Below are 19,234 nucleotides of genomic sequence, written 5' to 3' on the forward strand. Positions count from 1 at the left end.
ATTTAGTATGGGGAATATATGAGTATACCTATGACTGCTAGTTTCATCTTTGAGGATTTTGCATTAGGGGATGTTTGGGAAGCTGTTCTTGCTGCTATAATTATTGCAATAGTTTTTTTCTGGGTTAGAGAAAGAGTTTTTGGAATTCCAGATTTTTCAGGTCAATGGTATTTAAAATCAAAAACAAATACAACTGCATATAGGCCTTATGAAAAAATGGAGTTACAACATAATTTATTTTTAAGATTAGAGGGAAATAATATAAGAGGTGCTTCTGAAAAAATTTACGAAGACTCAAGTTATGGGAAAAGAAAAACACATCGGAGACATATTTTAGAATATACAGGTAAGAATAGAGCACGAGCTAGTATAGAAGGTTCGATTCAAAAGAATATCTTTGGTCCAGATATATTGACTTTACATGCGACAGAATATGGTGAAAAAAGACAATCAACTATTTATTGTCGTTTTGAATTGAAGAAAAAGTATTTCTTTTTTAGTGATCGTATGGCAACAAGGTTTGATGGAGATTTTTATTCTATGGTTGCTGATCAAAGAGGAATAGTTTGTCTATCCAAAACACCATTTCAGAAGTTTATTCCTGAAGTTCGAGAAAAAGTATGAGAATTTTATACTTTTTCTTAACGACTCCATTTTATGTTTTAGGCAAGGTCTTTATATTTTTTAATTTAGATAATTCAAATAATGATTTTTTAAAATGTTGTAATTATTTAGAAAATTTAGATATATTATTAGACGATGAAATTATAAAAATATTATATTTAGCAGAAGATCATAGATCTAATTTTCATTATGGTATTGATCACTACGCTATGTTGAGGGCAATTTATTTTACGCATGTAAGGAAAGATTTTCAAGGAGCAAGTACTGTAGCTCAGCAATTTGTAAGAGTCATTACGGGACGGTATGAAAGGACTTTATTTCGTAAATTAAGGGAACAACTATTGGCAGTTTTAATTACTTATGAGTTCAATACTAAGATTATTGGGACTGCATATTTAAATATAGCATTTTTAGGATCTGGAATGAATGGTTTGACTGGCTATTTAAGGCGTAAAAAAATATTTTTGGATCAGCTTGATACATTAGAGAAAATAAAAATAGTTAGCAGATTAAAGTATCCAGAGCCTATTAAAGATAAAGAAAGATGGTCATTTAAAATGAAAGTTAGAGTGGGAAATATTCAGTCTAAAATTGTAAAGTACAAATCCCTCCCAACCTCCCTTTGAAAAAGGGAGGAGCTGTCACATAATTCATTTAATTACATGACATCCTCCTCTTTTTAAAGAAAGTGAAAAGCATTGCTTCGTAAGGGAGTTAAAAGGACTTTCTAAATTACCCAATCGAATCATCTAAATTCGGAGCTAACCACCGTTTCGCTTCGTCCAAAGTCCAATTTTTACGTTTTGCATAATCTTCTAACTGGTCTTGCGAGATTTTACCCACATTAAAGTAGTCACTGTCAGGATGTGAATAATAGAATCCACTGACCGAAGATGGTGGCATCATGGCAAAATGTTCAGTCAGCTTGGTTCCAATCTTTTCCTCAGAGCATAACCAGTCAAATAACACGGCTTTTTCTGAATGTTCAGGGCAGGCAGGATAACCAGGGGCAGGACGAATACCGACATATTTCTCTTTGATCAGTTCTTCATTATCCAACACTTCATCAGCTTTATAGCCCCAGAACTCTTTACGGATACGCTCATGCAAATGCTCGGCAAATGCTTCAGCAAAACGATCCGCTAAAGACTGAACCAAAATCGCAGAATAATCATCACCTTTGGCTTTATATTCATTAGCGAGTTCTTCCGCGCCGAAAATGGATACAGTGAAACCACCTAAATAATCCGTATTTTCTTTGGAAGTACTAATATAATCTGCTAGAGATAAATTCGGTTTGCCTGTGACTTTATCCGATTGTTGGCGTAAATGTTCAAAGCTATGTGTGACATTCTGACCATTTTCATCAAACACACTGACGGTATCCGCATCGGTACGTTGTGCAGGATATAAACCAAACACGGCACGAGCATCAAAAAGCTGATTGTCGATAATGTCTTTCAACATGATCTGTGCCTGATTATATAAATCAGTCGCTGCTTCACCCACCACTTCATCTTCCAAAATTTTCGGGAATTTTCCTGCCAAGCTCCAAGAGATAAAGAATGGTGTCCAGTCAAAATATGGTACTAAAGTTTCAAGCGGATAATTTTTAAGAACCTGTGTGCCTAACGTATTTGGTTTTGGTGGTACATAGTTGTCATCAATTTTAAAGCCATTTTCAATGGATTCTGCATAGCTCAATTTAGCCGCTTTCGGTTGCTTGTTGGCTAGGCGTTCACGAATCTTGGCGTATTCAGCACGATGCTCGGCAATAAAGTTACCACGCATTTCCTGAGACAGTAGAGTCGTCGCTACACCGACCGCACGAGAGGCATCTGCCACATAAATCACAGCATCATTTGAATATTGTGGGTCAATTTTAACCGCAGTATGCGCTTTAGAGGTGGTTGCACCGCCAATCAGTAAAGGAATGCTAAAGCCTTTACGCTGCATTTCTTTGGCAACAAATACCATTTCATCTAACGATGGCGTAATTAAACCTGATAAACCGATAATGTCACATTTTTCATCAATGGCAGTTTGCAGAATTTTTTCAGCAGGCACCATAACGCCCAAGTCAACGATGTCATAGCCATTACAGCCCAAGACCACCCCCACGATATTTTTACCAATATCATGTACGTCACCTTTGACGGTTGCCATCAACACTTTACCTTTAGACTGGCTACCTGTTTTTTCCGCTTCGATGTACGGATTGAGCCATGCCACCGCTTGTTTCATGACACGGGCAGATTTGACCACTTGCGGCAGGAACATTTTCCCTGAGCCAAACAAGTCACCGACCACATTCATGCCATCCATCAATGCGCCTTCAATCACATCAAGGGGACGCTTGGCTTTTAAACGGGCTTCTTCGGTATCTTCATCAATATAAGTGGTAATACCTTTCACTAAGGCATATTCAAGACGTTTCTCAACAGACTGATTACGCCATTCAAGGTTTTCAGCCTCTTTGGCTGCACCGCCGTGACTACGGTATTTTTCTGCAACTTCAAGTAGTTTTTCAGTGGCTTCCTGTCCACTTTCACCCTGATTTTGATTCAGGATAACGTCTTCAACCGCATCTTTGAGTTCTTTGGGAATGTCGTCATAGATTGCCATTTGCCCAGCATTGACGATCCCCATGGTCATGCCTTGTTTAATGGCATAGTAAAGGAACACAGAGTGAATCGCTTCACGCACAGGTTCGTTACCACGGAAAGAGAATGATACGTTGGACACACCACCTGAAATCATGGCATGTGGCAAGTTTTGTTTAATCCAGCCTGTCGCTTCAATAAAATCGACACCGTAGTTATTATGTTCTTCAATCCCTGTTGCGACTGCAAACACATTCGGATCGAAAATAATGTCTTCGGCAGGGAAGCCAACATCATTGACCAACACATCATAAGAACGTTTACAGATTTCACGTTTACGCGCAGCCGTATCTGCCTGACCTGTTTCATCAAATGCCATGACGATAATCGCCGCACCATATTGACGGCATAAACGTGCTTTTTCCACGAACTCATCATAACCCTCTTTGAGGGAAATCGAGTTCACCACAGGTTTACCCTGAACACATTTCAAACCCGCTTCAATGATTTCCCATTTAGATGAGTCGATCATAATCGGTACACGGGAAATATCGGGTTCAGAAGCGACTAAATTCAGGAAATGTACCATCGCATTTTGCGAATCGAGCATGCCTTCATCCATATTAATGTCGATGATCTGTGCGCCAGCTTCAACCTGTTGCTGTGCAACTTCTAAAGCTTCGGCAAAGTTTTCTTCACGGATTAAACGCAAGAATTTTTTTGAACCTGTGACGTTGGTACGTTCACCGACATTGACAAATAGTGAATCATCATAAATGTTAAACGGTTCTAAACCACTGAGGCGACAAGCAGGCTTAGTTTCAGGAATCTGGCGTGGCTTGATATCTTTAACAGCATGATAAATGGCACGGATATGGTCTGGCGTTGTACCACAACAACCGCCTGTAATATTAATTAAGCCACTTTCAGCAAACTCTTTAATAAATGCTGCGGTTTGCTCGGGCGTTTCATCATATTCACCGAACGCATTTGGCAAACCAGCGTTTGGATGCGCTGATATAAAAGTATCTGCGACATCACTAATGGTTTTAACGTGTGGACGCATCGCATCTGCACCGAGTGCGCAGTTAAAACCAATCGACAATAAATCACCATGACGCACTGAGTTCCAGAATGCTTCAGCCGTTTGTCCTGTCAGGGTACGACCAGAGGCATCGGTAATGGTGCCCGAAATCATTAAAGGCAATTCATAACCGATTTGCTTAAACACTTCTTTAACCGCAAAAATCGCTGCTTTACAGTTCAGCGTATCAAATACCGTTTCAATCAGAAGAATATCGGCACCACCTTCGATGAGGGCATGTGCTGCCTCGATATAGTTTTCTTTGAGTTCATCAAAAGTAATGTTGCGGAAAGCAGGGTCATTCACATTCGGTGAAATGGAACAGGTACGGGAAGTGGGACCAAGCACACCTGCAACAAAACGTGGTTTGTCTGGGGTGGAATATTTTAAACAGGCTTGTTTAGCGAGACGTGCAGCCTCACGGTTGATTTCTGGAACGAGGTCTTCCATGTGGTAGTCAGACATGGAAACACGGGTGCCGTTAAAGCTGTTGGTTTCAATAATATCTGCACCAGCATCCAGATAGGCTTCATGGATGCCCTGAATAATCTGTGGCTGGGTTAAAACCAGTAAGTCGTTGTTGCCTTTAAGGTCTGATGCCCAATCTGCAAAGCGTTCACCACGATAATCTTCTTCTTGTAATTTATGGCGTTGAATCATGGTTCCCATTGCGCCATCAATAATCAGGATACGCTGGGCAAGAAGTGATTTCAGGGTGGCAAGTGTGGACATAAGGAACCCCAGTACATAGCAAGTTTAAAAAGCAGTCGCATTGTAACAGAAGCTACGCCAAAGCGTGTATTTTCAATGCCCAGTCAGGGTGATTCATCAGACCAAATGGAAAATGTCATAAAAGCTTCATTAAGTTGTCATAATTGAGCTGAATAATGCTTAAAAAAAACGCAAATAATCTGAAATATGACAGTAAGATGTCATATTTCATTGTATTTGTTGCAAAATCAGACAAACAGTTTTGGTTTAAAAGTATTTTTATTAACATACTGTTTTTAATAATTAATTTTTTAAAAAATAGTGAGATTGTCCTAATAAAATCCCAGAAAATGTGACAAAACTATGAAATTTTGGCTTCATGTGACAGTCCTTTGTCATATAATTGTCATAATTTAATTAAACAATACAGGGGATTTAATTATCCTCTTGCCGTCATACATGAATTCTAATCTTCCTCCTGTTTCGGATTCACCGCTTGCCAGTTCACAGGCAAAATCGACGAATGTGCATGTTCCTACACCGAAATTCTTTATGCCGGTGTTTTTAACAATTATTATTGCAACACTTATTTATATTGGTTTTCAGGTGAGCGCTGATTTGGCGCATGTTCCACCATTAAGTTTATATTCAGTTATTCTTCTATCAACGGCACTTTTTATTGCGTTGGGCTTTGAATTTGTTAATGGTTTTCACGATACAGCAAACGCTGTAGCCACGGTGATCTATACCAATGCATTGCCTGCACCAGTGGCCGTCATGTGGGCGGGCTTCTGTAACTTCCTTGGCGTTATGGTGGCGAGTGGTGCGGTTGCATACGGTATTATTGCCTTACTTCCTGTTGAACTCATTATGAATGTGGGAAGTGGGGCTGGTTTTGCCATGGTGTTCGCCATGTTGATTGCCGCAATTTTATGGAATTTGGGAACCTGGTTTCTGGGAATTCCAGCATCAAGTTCACATACTTTGATTGGTTCGATTTTAGGTGTAGGCATTATGAACTACATTCTAAATTCGAGTAATGGTGGTGCATCTGGCATAGATATGGATCAGGTGATTAAGGTCGGTAAGGCCCTACTGTTCTCTCCACTGATTGGTTTCGCCTTTGCGGCTATCGTCTTTTTATTGGTAAAAACAGTCTTTAAGCGTCAACTGGAGTTATTCCAGCCGCCAGAAGGCAACAAGCCACCGCCACCATTAATCCGTGCCATCCTGATCTTTACCTGTACAGGGGTAAGTTTTGCGCATGGTTCAAATGATGGGCAAAAAGGTATGGGGCTGATCATGTTGATTCTGATTGGTTTGGTGCCGTTGGCGTATTCTTTAAACAAGAATCTTGATGCAAAACACTTACAGTCATTTGAACAACTTTCAGTACAAACAGCGACTGTGCTTAATGTCAATCAAAATGAGCTGACAGATGCCAAAGCACGTGATGTGCTAACCAAATACATCCAGACCAAAGAACAGACACCTGAGGTTGTGCCTGCACTTGCCAGCATGACTGCACATTTGGGTGAGCGTGTTGCCAATTATGGTGACTTGAAAGCCATTCCAGAGGCAGCGGTAAGTGAAATCCGTAATGATATGTACTTAAGTACCACCACATTCAAGCGTCTGGACAAGGCTGAGGCTTTACCTGCAATGAATCAGGATCAGGCAAAAGTTGTCAAAGAATACCGTGGCAATCTGGATTCATTCCTGCAATACATCCCGAACTGGGTGAAAGTTGCAGTAGCTTTGGCACTGGGTCTGGGCACGATGGTCGGCTGGAAGCGTATCGTGGTGACTGTAGGCGAGCGTATTGGTAAGAACCATATGACCTATGGGCAGGGGATGTCGGCTGAACTGGTTGCGATGAGTACGATTGCTGCTGCCGATGGCTTGGGTATGCCTGTATCCACAACACACGTTTTAAACAGTGCAGTTGCAGGTACAATGGTTGCGAACAAGTCAGGACTCAACTTTGCGACAGTGAAAACAATCCTTTCCGCATGGATATTTACCTTGCCAGCAACGATTGCAATCTCAGGCGGATTATACTGGTTGTTCCTACAGTTCGTGTCTTGATTGCAAAGAATTGAATCTGTTTTAAATGCCTTGCTTCAGCAAGGCTTTTTTTTGATCAAAATACCTGTTTTGTATCGCCTTATCTAAAAAAATATAAAAAGTCTATTCCTCAAATGAGGAATATTTTTTTAACAAAAAATAACATACCATCTACCAGTTGAAATATTTGTTTTTTAAAATGGATTCATTCGGGGGAATGGTTAAATGAATATCAAGATTTGGACAACGGGTCTAGCAATTGCTGTGATGGGAACAGGTTCAGTATTTGCAAAAGATATCTTCACTGCTGAAGTGCAGGTGGATGGTGTGACCCAGATGATTGGCTATAACAAGATCCTGAATGTTGCCGATCAGTATGAATCTGAAAATATGCGTAAAATATTCCCAAATTATTCAGATACATCAGCAGTGAATGCAAAACTTGATTTGCGTAGTGTTCCTGTCAATATCAGTTATGCCCAGAACTCATCTACCTTGGTTTTCAAGATTCCATCTTTAGGTATTGAGCGTAGCTATACGGGTGCAACCCGCGAGGAAAGTAAGGAAAAATTTGTTGATGCGCTGGAAGGCATGGATAAAGACCTGTTAAAGGCATTAACCAAGGAATGGGTAAAGAACTCACCAATTGATCCTGTTGCAGGCAACCCAACCAGCTTGCTTTCAAACATGGCTGTTTCAATGACAGATAGTTTATCTGACATGGCAACCAATCAGGCATTCGGCTTAAAAGACCAGTCATCTTCCAGTTTTTCAATGATGCCTCGTTTTGGCCGCTATACCCAACAAGGCTATGGTCTCAATGTTTATAACCTGCCATTGGCTTATTCACATTGGTTTGACTCCAAAAAAATGGGTTTGGTGATTGATGCGCCAATTACCCTGGTGGATACAGAAGATGCACTTTCTGGTAGCCTGAATCTTGGGGTAGGCCTTAACTTCCAGGTGACTTCAAATGATGCAATGACCTGGTATCTCATGCCACAGGTTCGTGTTGGTGCAACAGGATCACAGGATTTTGGTACAGCGGCACTGATTTATGGTGGAGGGTTAAGCAGCAACGCCCAATTCCCAATCAATGAGCATTCCAATATCTCCATCATCAACATGATTTCTTACTATAAAACGGATGCGTTGCAAGTGGGTGATTTTGACAGTGGTTATGACCTGCAAAACACCATTTTCCGTAATGGGGTGGAGTATAGCCATGTCCTGCATAAAACAGTTGCAGGCAGTCCATTGATTGCCAAGTTGCAGTATGCAAGAACAGATTTCTATGGCGCTCAACTGTATTCTGATTTCCAGCATGATCTTTCTGGCTCAATTGGTTTTAAAAACCTTAAACCAAAAGCATGGATTGATGAATACCGTGTTGGATTTACCTACACCTACGCGGACAATAACTTAAAAGGCTTTATGGTAAATGCGGGTTATACATTCTAATGTGTCTGATCTAAAAATTATTCCACAAATGAGGAATGGTTTTTAGATTAGTTTATCTATTAAGATAACAAGAATGATAATCTGGTGATGGATTTTCCATTTTAATGGAATCACATGACTGGGTAGCTTACCTTTACACTCCGCCATTCCCTGTATAGGGAATGGCTTTTTTTATCGTATTTTGTAGAGATGTATTTCAAATACTTGAAATAACAAATTAAATACAATATGGTGATACAGGAATGAAACTTGATACACAAATGTAATGGATTTACTTGAAAATTACTATAATGAATTATGTGAACTGATTTATCAGATTCCCCTAAATAAAGATGGATGGTTTAACTTTTCCAAAGAATTACTTAAAATCTTGAATGTGTCTTATGTGCATATTCAGGCTATCGACTTTTCTTATAATGTGTTGTCCTTTAGCAATGGTGTTGGTTCACTGCCATTGGAGGCGTATGCTTCGGCTGAATTGGATTATCTGCGTTATCCAACTGAGGCAGACCCACGTTGGGGGAAATTTCTGGACCCTGAACGAAAGGGCTGGTATCAATGTCACACGCATGTACCTGAAGAATTTGTGGAAAATTCTGATTTATATCAGAAAATCCTTTTGCCTTATGGTCTAAGGTATGTGGCAACCCATGAACTGATCTGGGATGAGAAACTGTGTGTGTTCTGGAGTATTAGTACATCACAGCAACGGCAGCCACTGAATCCGCAGGAGTTGGAGTTTCTGGATCGCCTATTGCCACATTTAAAGCGTATTGTCATGGCACAGCGGCATTTATATGAGTTTTCCTTGGATAATATCGTTGGCTATAACCTGATCGATAAACTGAACCAGCCAATTATGCTGCTGAATTTGTCAGGGCAAGTTGTACACAACAATCCAATGATGGATGTTTTTTTGGAAGAAAATGAATGGGTGCAGGTCATTGATCAGAGATTGACCTTACCTGAAAAAGATCAGGTACAGTTTTTAGAAAAGCTTTATCAAATTGAGGAGGCATTTCGATACAAGCAAGCGCAATTGGAACAGTATAAAGACATAAAGTTTTTAATTGCAGGAACAGAGCGTAGTTTATCCTGCACAATTAATTTATTGGCTTCAGAAAAGGAAATGTCATTTTTTGGTATTCGTCCCTTGGTGATGCTGAGTTTTGATGATGTGCCAATGGCATTAAGAGATGAACAAGAGAATAAGCAAAAATATCATTTAAATCATAAATATTTAAAACAAACCTATAATCTGACCAAAAGGGAACTAGAGCTTTGTGACCTGTTTGTGATGGGGATTAATCTGGAACAGGTGGCAGAGCAAATGGGGCTGACTAGAAGCTCAATACGCACCTATCTTAGAAATATCTTTGCAAAAACGCCTTGCAGTTCTCAGGTGGAACTGATGCAGTTACTCATGAGTATCCGTAGCTCATATTAAGCCAGATTAGAATTTTATTTCAGCGAAAGCTTAAATTTTGCTTAAAACATCCTTAAATGAGGATATGTGTATTTTGTGTGACTCAGTTAGCATGAATCTGTGTACGATTTAACTCGGGGGATACACGGATGTTGGCTGAACAAGAAAATAAAGTGATTGGCATGATCTACGAGGCTGCCTTAAACCCAGCCTTATGGCAGGATGTGTTGACGGAAATTGTTGATTTTACAGGAAGTACTACCGCGATTTTTACCGCAACAGACCAGTTAAGTCCTAATTATGATTTTGTCTTTACCCACAATATACCGCCTGAAAGTATGCGGGCCTATCAGGATGAACAGGTTAAAGTACTGGATATGCGTTTACATGCACCTTATTGGGCAGAAAAAACATTGGGCGATACTGTACTGAATACATTTGCACATTATGCAGCCATGCCTGCGGAAACAGATGAGTTTCTGTTTTATGAAAAATGTGCAAAACCAACTAATGTCAGCCATGTGGCGGCAGTTTTGTTGGAGCGAAGCGCCTATAGTTGGGCTGTATTTGCAGTACACCGTTCACCACAGTTAAATGAATATAGCGAACAGGAGGAAAAAATATTAAAGCGTTTAGGTGTACATTTACGTCGCGCATTACAGATTTATCGTCAGATGACGGTGTTGCAGGAAGATAAGAAGAACATTTACCAGGTATTGGATCGTTTTAAAATAGGTGTGATCTTAATAAATCAGGATTACCGTTTATGTTATGCCAATGCAATTGTAAAAAAAATATTTGAAAAGTCGTCTATATTAGAACTGGATAAAAATAATAGTTTAAAGACTTTAAAAAACTTTCAGGAAAAATTAAATCAGCTGATTCGTAGTGCCTTGTTTGAAAATGATGATCTGAATAATGAAGCGGGTGGAGTATTGGCCCTCTATGATGATAATGATAGCTCATTAATGCTCAGTATTTTACCTTTTTCAGAAACAGAGACACAGTATCACCAAAAACAGGCCATTATTTTTTTGACCCAAACCAATCAGGCACAATATTTAGCTAAAGATTATCTTATCCAAAAATATAAACTGGCTAAACGTGAACTGGAAGTTTGTGATTTATTTGTCAATGGTCTGAGTCTTGAACAGATTGCTGAACACATGGATATTACCTATGGTTCCATTCGTGTCTATATTAAAAATATTTTTGCCAAAACGGGTTGTACTTCGCAAACTGAATTGATGCAGTTGTTGATGGGCGTGACACTTGAGTTTGAGCATATTTAATTTCATCTGTTTTATTCAATTGTCTTAATTTTAACTCATTTGATAGACCAATATTCGATGCAGGGGGAACTGCTCATACTGAGTCTATCAAATGATTTATGCCTTGAGTTTATCTTAAATTTTTATGACGTGATATTCCCATTTGGGAATGTCTATAAAGTATGTGATTCAGTTAGCATATTTATTAATATCTATAGGTGGGGAAAAGTTATGAAACGTTCAATTTTATATACAGCAGTTTTTAGTGCTATGTTAGTAATGACAGGGTGTGGTGGCGATGATGGTAATGATCATCAAAATGCAGAACAAAATGAGAAACCATCAACACAACAGCAAAAAGAAAAGATATTAACAGTTTCGGAACACTCACATCATATTGCTGCAAGAGAAAGTCTAGCCTTGGGTATGGTGGATACAGCGATTTATGGCATTGATGGAATTGTGGAAGATGATGAGCAATGCACTTCAGGTACTTACACTAATATCAAGGGTGTGATTAATTTTAATCAGTGCGACGGTTTATTTTATAAGTTTGAGGCAGGTCAATATCAGAGTCTTATCGCAAAAAGTGGTACAGTTACCGTTAAAAATGGAGAATATAGTTACCAGAATTTAGTACTGGAAAATCCAGAAACAAAGGAAACGCAGACAATTACAGGTTCATTAAAATCAGATGTAAATGATACCTCTGCCACACTTGCAACAAATAATTTGATAGTCAATGCAAGTGAAAAAACACAAAATAGTTTTTATAATGTTAAATATGTATTTGAAAATTATAAACTAAACTATAAGTTGAAAAGTGATACTGAACTAAATATCACCACTAATGGTACATTATCTGTAGTAAATAGTCCTGTTGGTGATTATAAAATTAAATTTGAAACACCTACACCTTTAGCACTTCGAGTAAGTGAAGATGATGAAGACAGCTTTCCACATCAAGGTGTGATTAAAGTTGAGGATATAAGTAATAAGGCGACTACGACATTATCTGTTATTCCAAATACCAATAATGTGCAGTATAGGGTAATGTCTGGAAATGAAAAACTTGCAGACCGTGTTGAAAAATGGGAAGAAGTTTTTAGTTATAAAAGTCAGCAAAATAATACTGTATTGCAAAATGCAACAACAAATGATGTAAGTGGGGTGAAGAGTGATATTACAGGAGCGAATCCAGATAAAACCTCTAGTCAAACAGTCAATAAGCCGACAGTAAATTCAGCAAATGTAGCGACTTGTACATATAACTCAACGACATCATCGACTAATAAAGTACGTGCATTTAGTGCAAATCAGATCGGAAATTTACCACAATGTTCCTCTAGCTCATCAGCATCTTCAAGTAGTTCTATAAGTAATGGTAGTGGGAATAATAACAGTGATGATAAGAAGATAGAAAATTGTACAAAAAAAACATATACGGGTGATTCATCAGATCCTCAGATTTATACCTATGACTATATTGCTCAGGTTGCTCAGTGTTCGTATCGGGCAACAGGAAATACGAACTATTTAACATATGGAGATACACAGTGTAAGGTATTAGATGGATTATTGTCATCTATAAAACATAACTTTAGACCTCAATATTGTTCTGGTTCAAAAATGATAAGATAATACTTTAAATAATAATAGATACTTTTTATTTTAAAATAGAAAGTATCTATTTTATAAGGACTATGATTATAGTTATATGGAGAATATATTAAGGAGAAAATAATGGATAAATGCCTTATACAAGCTGTTTTAATCAGTAGCTTATTTATTCTGACAGGTTGTGGTGGTGGTGAGGAGAAAGAATCATCTTCACCAACACCAACACCAACACCAACACCAACACCAACACCAACACCAACACCAACACCAACACCAACACCATGTAATGAAAATCAATATTTAGATGAAAATGATTGTAAAAATAAAAAAGAACAAACTCTCTCAGATTTTGTATTGCCTAAATATCTAGGGGTACAACAAAGTATTGGTTTGTCTGTCAAATCTAGTGCAAATTTAACAGTTACTTATCTTAGTAAAACCCCAACTATTTGCAGTGTATCTGGAGAAGTCCTAAAGGGTTTAGCTATCGGTACATGTAAAGTAGAAGTTAGCCAAACTGGTAACACTCAAACTTTGGCAGCACCGCCAGTAACGGCAGAAACAGAAATTATGCAGGCAGGGACAAAAGGCATACTTGCTGCCACAGGGATTATGACTTGTAGTGATACTAAAAAGTCGGGCTTATTATGTAATCTAGACCAATTGGGAAGCCTATATCAATTAGGACAAGATGGTGAGATACAATATGGTAAACCAATGCATTATACTTTATTGATAAGTAAAAATGCTGATCAGTGTATTCAGGATCATGTGACTGGATTAATTTGGGAATTAAAAACCAAAGATGGGGGGCTGCAAGATTTAGGTTGGCGATATTCTTGGTATAACCCTGATATGAAAAAAAATGGTGGTTTTGAAGGTTATCAAGATAATAGGGATTACGATAAAAAAGTCACAGATAGTAGTTGTGGTGACACACTAGCAAAATGTAATACTAAAGCTTATATCGATGCTTTAAATGCTCAAAATTACTGTGGTTATAGTGATTGGCGGATGCCAAATGTAGAGGAGTTATCCAGTATTATTGATTATGGTCAGGATAATCCAACAATTAATCCAATTTTTATTAATACCTCTAAAGCAACTACATATTGGACATCACAGCCTAGATTTGCATTTAATAAAAGTGAGAATGCATGGAATGTTCACTTTTATACTGGAACAGTGAATGAATATGGTTATAAATATAGTAATCGTGCAATTAGGGCTGTGAGAGCTGGACAATAATAAGGAGATCAAAATGAAAAATAAAACATGTGTTAGCTTATTAGTTATCCTATTATTGAGTAGTGGTTTAGTCCATGCTAAAGAGTGTAGTACCAATGTTGAGCCAACAGCTCCAGATAGTCGTTATGAACTATTAGGTGGTGGTAAAGAAGTGCGAGATAAAAAAACAGGTTTAATTTGGCAACGTTGTAGTTTGGGACAAACTTGGGATGGTAAAACTTGTGCCAATGCTACAGGCTCTTATACATGGGAAGAGGCATTAAAAGAAAGCAAAGCATTAGGTAATGGTTATAGGTTGCCAAATATTCGTGAGCTATTAACTTTGGTAGAATATGCTTGTCGTGATACTGCCATTAATGAAACATTTTTTCCAAAAACTTCTTATAGTTTTTATTGGTCCTCTTCACCTGTAGGGCAGTCAGAAAATTCAGCATCTGCTTATTATGTCTATTTTGAAGTAGGTAGTTCAGGTACAAATCCAATGTGGAGTAAAAACAAGGTTCGAGCAGTACGAACAGAAAATTAAATTATATAAAAATGGCTACCCTAAAGTAGCCATTTTTTGATGTCAGGTTTTAAGCTTGTTGAATACCAGCAACAACCCAATCCTGTTGTGAACCAGCAGGTTTAACAAAATGCCAAATTTCAGTAAATGGCTGTGGCAAGCTGTTTAAATCTTCGCTTACAGTTCCTGTAAAACGTACACTGACAATGTATTGACCATTTTCAGTTGCAGTGTCTGCCACCATCGCATTCAGGTTACTAAATTCAGCAACATCCTGATCCTGATTGGCCATGATGTCCTGATACATTGAGTTAAAAAGCTCAGGTGTTAAATAACGGCGAATTTCTTCAACATTACTTGCACTATTGATAGATTGAATATGGTTGAAACGTTGACGTGCAACACGCAGGAACGCAGCAGGTTCAGTACCATCAGGAAGTTGATTGCCATTGCTCATCGAAGCTCCACCAAAAGGCGCTTGAGTTGCTGAACCACCACCAACAGACTGACCAAAGATATTGGTATTGTCACCTGTTTGACGAGCATTGACCTGAGGTGGGGTTTGGCGGCCAAAATTATTCTGACCACCATTATTGTTTGGCGCGTATGGATTATTACCCGCTAATTTTTTTTTTGCGCCCAATTTACGGAACACAAAGAAAGCAATGGCAGCAGCGAGAAGTACCCAGATCCAGCCTGGAATTCCACCTTTTTCTTCTTGCTGCTGAGCTTGGGCTGCCTGTGCATCTGTAGCCTGTTGCTCAGTTGCAGTTGGGTTGTGAGGTTTATCATCTGCCAATGCATTAGCCGCCACAGCACCCACCGCTGCACCAGCAACACCCGCAGCGACCATTGAACCTACACCTGGACCTGATCGTTGAGGGGCGGTTTGTTGAGGTGCTGGCGCTGCTTGACGTGGTTGTTGGTAAGACTGGTTATAAGACTGACTAGATGAACTAGATCTGCTCATGCCGTGGCTTTTACCACCACCTGCACGCTTTGCTTCCGCAAGCGGTGCAGCAACCAAGGTTGCCATTAAAAGAGCTGCCATCAAGCCACGCTGGTGTACTTGCATCGAAAATTCCTATTTAAATCCAATTTGTAAATGTATTTATGCAGGTATTTATGCGTAATTTCAACCAGAAAAGTATGTTTTTTTATGTCAAAGCCTGTTTTAGCCTAGCCTAATTCATCACTAAGCTGCATGGCCTCGGTCAATGCCTCATGTAAACGTGCTACAGCAATGATCTGAACACCATCAACTGATTTCTGTGGTGCATTGCCCCTTGGTAAAATCACATATTTAAAACCATGCTTGGCAGCTTCCTTTAAACGTTCCTGACCATTTGGAACAGGGCGGATTTCGCCAGATAAACCCACTTCACCAAAAACGGCCAATTGTTGTGGCAAGGCCTTGCCTCGTAGGCTGGAGGCACAGGCCAGTAAAACGGCAAGGTCTGAGCCTGTTTCGGTAATTTTTAAACCACCAACCACATTGACATAGACATCCTGACCAGACGTCTGTACACCGCCGTGACGATGCATTACGGCAAGCAGCATATTTAAACGGTTTTGTTCAAGACCCAATGCCACACGTCGTGGTTGTCCGTGTGCATCATCCACCAGTGCCTGCACTTCAACCAGCAGCGGACGGGTACCCTCGCGGCTAATCATTACAATTGAACCAGGAATGGCTTCATCATAACGACTGAGGAAGATGGCGGATGGATTGGCGACTTCACGCAGGCCTTTATCGGTCATGCCAAACACACCCAGCTCATTGACTGCACCAAAACGGTTCTTGACTGCTCGAATCATGCGGTAACGGGAGTCAGATTGTCCCTCGAAGTACAATACACAGTCGACCATGTGTTCCAGAACACGAGGACCCGCAAGCGAACCCTCTTTGGTGACATGGCCTACAATAAACAATGCTGTGCCACTATTTTTAGCGAAACGGGTCAGTAGGGCGGCAGATTCACGAATCTGTGACACACCACCTGGGGCAGACTGTAGGGTTTCGGTATAGAGTGTTTGAATTGAATCCAGAATTGCCACGACAGGCTTTTCCTGTGCCAAAACCTCACAAATACGTTCCACACAGGTTTCTGCCATCACTTTTAATTGATCTGTGGGAAGATCAAGGCGTTGTGCGCGTAGTGCGACTTGAGAAAGGGATTCTTCACCAGTGACATATAAGGCAGTACTTTTCTTGCTTGCCATGTGTGTTGCGGTCTGGAGCAGAATGGTCGATTTTCCAATACCAGGATCACCGCCAATCAACACCACAGAACCCGTGACCAGTCCACCACCGAGCACACGGTCAAATTCACTGATTCCTGTCGGAAGACGGGTTTCACGTGAGACTGAAATTTGATTCAGTGTGGTGATATTGGCGACCTGACCTGCATATCCCCCCATTTTGGGGCGGGCACGATGGGAAATTGTTGGTTCTAGACGTACCTCAGTTAAGCTGTTCCATTCACCACATTCTGAACATTGTCCTGCCCACTTGGGGTGATCAGCACCACACTGTTCACAACGATAAACTGTTTTAACTTTGCTCATATTTAAGATACGTGATAGATCAATCAAAATTATTGAAAATGTAGCAATAGCACATCCGAAATACAAATTTTATCTACAGACAGTCGCCAAACTTGAGTTTGGCACGTAAACTGCTACGCACAAGGAATGCCAGTTTAAATATGAAAGAGAGGAAAATTGAGTGAAAAAGCAACTAAAAAACCTGAAATTTTAAAAATCTGAAGAAAATCTGCAAAAACTTTTTCTATTGTTAAAGTTTTTAAGCTAATTTTGTGACATAAAAACTGAGAGTTGAATATAACAATGTCAAATGAGTTTCTTGAGCCATCCAGTGAAAATGGAGGGCTGCACCGTAGTTTGTCCAACCGACACTTACAGTTGATTGCAATTGGTGGAGCAATTGGAACAGGATTGTTTATGGGATCGGGCAAAACCATTAGTTTGGCTGGTCCATCCATTCTGTTCATTTATGGCCTAATTGGTATCATGGTGTTTTTCGTCATGCGTGCATTGGGCGAACTACTTTTATCCAATCTGAACTATAAATCTTTTATTGATTTATCCACGGATTTAATCGGTCCTTGGGCGGGTTATTTTGTGGGCTGGACCTACTGGCTATGTTGGGTCACTATTGGTATCGCCGATCTCTCCGCTATTATCTACTATCTGGAATTTTTCAATGGGGGTGAATCCTTTACACCAATGGGTGGATTGCTGATCAGTACCGTTGCAATTCTATTTGTACTTGGGTTGAACCTAGTCACTGTGAAGCTGTTTGGTGAAATGGAATTCTGGTTTGCAATGGTCAAGATCACCGCGATCATTGTGCTGATCGCCGTTGGTCTATGGATGATCTTTACTGGATTTACTAGCACAAATGGCACGATTGCAAGCATTTCCAATCTTTGGACGCATGGAGGCATGTTCCCGAAAGGTCTGGATGGTTTCCTAGCTGGGTTTCAGATTGCCATCTTCGCCTTTGTTGGGGTGGAACTGGTAGGTACAACCGCCGCTGAAACACAGGATCCAAAGCGCAATTTACCAAAAGCGATTAACTCAATTCCAATCCGCATCATTATTTTCTATGTATTGGCATTGTTTGTGGTGATGTGTGTCACCCCTTGGGATCAGATTAATCCTAAAGTCAGTCCATTCGTGAATATTTTCTCACAGGCAGGTGTCGCCTCTGCTGCAATTATCATGAATCTGGTGGTGTTGTCCTCGGTGATGTCATCCATGAACAGTGGGGTATTCTCGACCAGTCGTATGCTATTTGGTTTATCAACGGATCAACAGGCGCCAAAATTATTTGGTACATTGTCTAGATCGGCGGTTCCTGCAAAAGCACTGATTTTCTCATCAATCTGTATCTTTATTGGTGCATTTGTACAGTTCATCTATAAAGTACAAACTGGAACCAATGATGAAGTGACAGCGTTTACTCTAGCAACCACTTTGTCAACCATCTTGTTTATCTGTGTGTGGATCATCATTATGTGGAGTTATATCAACTACCGCAAAAATAGACCTGAACTGCATGCACAATCAACTTTTAAACTGCCAGGTGGTGTGTTTACCTGTTGGGTGGTGATTTTATTCTTCCTTGCAACCATCTATTTCCTTGCGCTGGATGAAACCACGCTGGAATCGTTAAAGGTCAGCCCAATCTGGTTCGTTATTTTGGCAATTGGTTATTTCTTTTATAAAAAGAAAAACTAGCAAGTAGCAAAACCCTTTTCTAAAAACGTCAGCGAAACGCTGGCGTTTTTTTATGGTTTTAGACTTTAGCCAATCTAATGATCACGCTATACTGCTCCGAATTGTAAAAGTTAGGTGCTCAGATGCTTAAAGTCATTTGTTCCATCGGTTTATTATTCAGCAGTATGTTACTGACTGCATGTGGTCAGTCAGGTGCATTGCAATTGCCATCTGACCCAAACCATGACAAACGCGCAAAATACCTGCTGTATAAAAATGAAGCCGCTCAAGTCAAGGCTTCACCTAATGTAAATACTGAAAGTCAGGCAACACAATCACAGACCACCTCACCTTAAGTTTGTAAATAAG

14 protein-coding genes are annotated in these 19,234 nt (G+C 39.7%); 11 read left to right on the forward strand and 3 right to left on the reverse strand.

Going from position 1 to position 19,234, the window contains the following annotated elements; all coding sequences use genetic code 11:
- Nucleotides 1-18: 18 nt before the first annotated feature.
- Together N5J47_RS10285 and N5J47_RS10290 are read left to right on the forward strand one after the other, a co-directional pair.
- The gene (locus tag N5J47_RS10285) at nt 19-624 is read left to right on the forward strand and encodes a hypothetical protein (RefSeq protein ID WP_279959811.1); all 606 of its coding nucleotides are present in this window, start codon (nt 19-21) and stop codon (nt 622-624) included.
- Nucleotides 621-1,250: a transglycosylase domain-containing protein gene (locus tag N5J47_RS10290; protein WP_279959812.1), complete on the forward strand. Its 630-nt coding sequence runs from the start codon at nt 621-623 to the stop codon at nt 1,248-1,250. Before N5J47_RS10285 ends, N5J47_RS10290 begins: the two co-directional genes overlap by 4 nt.
- A 106-nt stretch (nt 1,251-1,356) precedes the next feature.
- On the opposite strand, the gene metH is transcribed toward N5J47_RS10290, so the two are convergent.
- Nucleotides 1,357-5,043 (reverse strand): methionine synthase, encoded by a 3,687-nt coding sequence (gene metH, locus N5J47_RS10295; protein WP_279959813.1) that lies wholly within the window; start codon nt 5,041-5,043, stop codon nt 1,357-1,359.
- Nucleotides 5,044-5,481: 438 nt separating this feature from the next.
- Here metH and N5J47_RS10300 point away from each other — a divergent pair, with 438 nt between their 5' ends.
- The 7 genes from N5J47_RS10300 to N5J47_RS10330 all read left to right on the forward strand — a co-directional run bounded on the left by N5J47_RS10300 (nt 5,482) and on the right by N5J47_RS10330 (nt 14,641).
- On the forward strand, nt 5,482-7,110 hold the full coding sequence (locus N5J47_RS10300; RefSeq protein ID WP_279959814.1) for an inorganic phosphate transporter: 1,629 nt from the start codon (nt 5,482-5,484) through the stop codon (nt 7,108-7,110).
- Nucleotides 7,111-7,314: 204 nt separating this feature from the next.
- The gene (locus N5J47_RS10305) at nt 7,315-8,550 is read left to right on the forward strand and encodes a hypothetical protein (RefSeq protein WP_279959815.1); all 1,236 of its coding nucleotides are present in this window, start codon (nt 7,315-7,317) and stop codon (nt 8,548-8,550) included.
- A 265-nt stretch (nt 8,551-8,815) separates the two neighbouring features.
- A complete protein-coding gene (locus N5J47_RS10310) occupies nt 8,816-9,997 on the forward strand; it encodes a helix-turn-helix transcriptional regulator (protein WP_279959816.1) in 1,182 nt (393 codons plus the stop codon).
- Nucleotides 9,998-10,125: 128 nt separating this feature from the next.
- Nucleotides 10,126-11,268 carry a helix-turn-helix transcriptional regulator gene (locus tag N5J47_RS10315; RefSeq protein ID WP_279959817.1) on the forward strand — a complete coding sequence of 381 codons (1,143 nt, stop codon included), beginning with the start codon at nt 10,126-10,128 and terminating at the stop codon, nt 11,266-11,268.
- 210 nt (nt 11,269-11,478) lie between these two features.
- Nucleotides 11,479-12,888, forward strand: a complete 1,410-nt coding sequence (locus tag N5J47_RS10320) for a hypothetical protein (RefSeq protein ID WP_279959818.1) — start codon at nt 11,479-11,481, stop codon at nt 12,886-12,888.
- Nucleotides 12,889-12,990: 102 nt separating this feature from the next.
- Nucleotides 12,991-14,115, forward strand: a complete 1,125-nt coding sequence (locus N5J47_RS10325; RefSeq protein ID WP_279996979.1) for a DUF1566 domain-containing protein — start codon at nt 12,991-12,993, stop codon at nt 14,113-14,115.
- A gap of 13 nt (nt 14,116-14,128) precedes the next feature.
- Nucleotides 14,129-14,641, forward strand: a complete 513-nt coding sequence (locus N5J47_RS10330) for a DUF1566 domain-containing protein (RefSeq protein ID WP_279959820.1) — start codon at nt 14,129-14,131, stop codon at nt 14,639-14,641.
- A gap of 49 nt (nt 14,642-14,690) precedes the next feature.
- Here the strand turns inward: N5J47_RS10330 and N5J47_RS10335 are convergent, their stop codons facing one another.
- On the reverse strand, nt 14,691-15,695 hold the full coding sequence (locus N5J47_RS10335) for a Tim44-like domain-containing protein (protein ID WP_279959821.1): 1,005 nt from the start codon (nt 15,693-15,695) through the stop codon (nt 14,691-14,693).
- Between the two features lie 104 nt (nt 15,696-15,799).
- Nucleotides 15,800-17,188: a DNA repair protein RadA gene (gene radA / locus N5J47_RS10340; protein WP_279959822.1), complete on the reverse strand. Its 1,389-nt coding sequence runs from the start codon at nt 17,186-17,188 to the stop codon at nt 15,800-15,802.
- A gap of 282 nt (nt 17,189-17,470) precedes the next feature.
- Here radA and N5J47_RS10345 point away from each other — a divergent pair, with 282 nt between their 5' ends.
- Nucleotides 17,471-18,886 carry an amino acid permease gene (locus tag N5J47_RS10345; RefSeq protein WP_279959823.1) on the forward strand — a complete coding sequence of 472 codons (1,416 nt, stop codon included), beginning with the start codon at nt 17,471-17,473 and terminating at the stop codon, nt 18,884-18,886.
- A gap of 122 nt (nt 18,887-19,008) precedes the next feature.
- On the forward strand, nt 19,009-19,221 hold the full coding sequence (locus tag N5J47_RS10350) for a lipoprotein (RefSeq protein ID WP_279959824.1): 213 nt from the start codon (nt 19,009-19,011) through the stop codon (nt 19,219-19,221).
- The last annotated feature ends 13 nt before the right edge of the window (nt 19,222-19,234 follow it).

This window comes from Acinetobacter sp. GD03645, assembly GCF_029845285.1.
GTDB classification, from domain to species: domain Bacteria; phylum Pseudomonadota; class Gammaproteobacteria; order Pseudomonadales; family Moraxellaceae; genus Acinetobacter; species Acinetobacter corruptisaponis.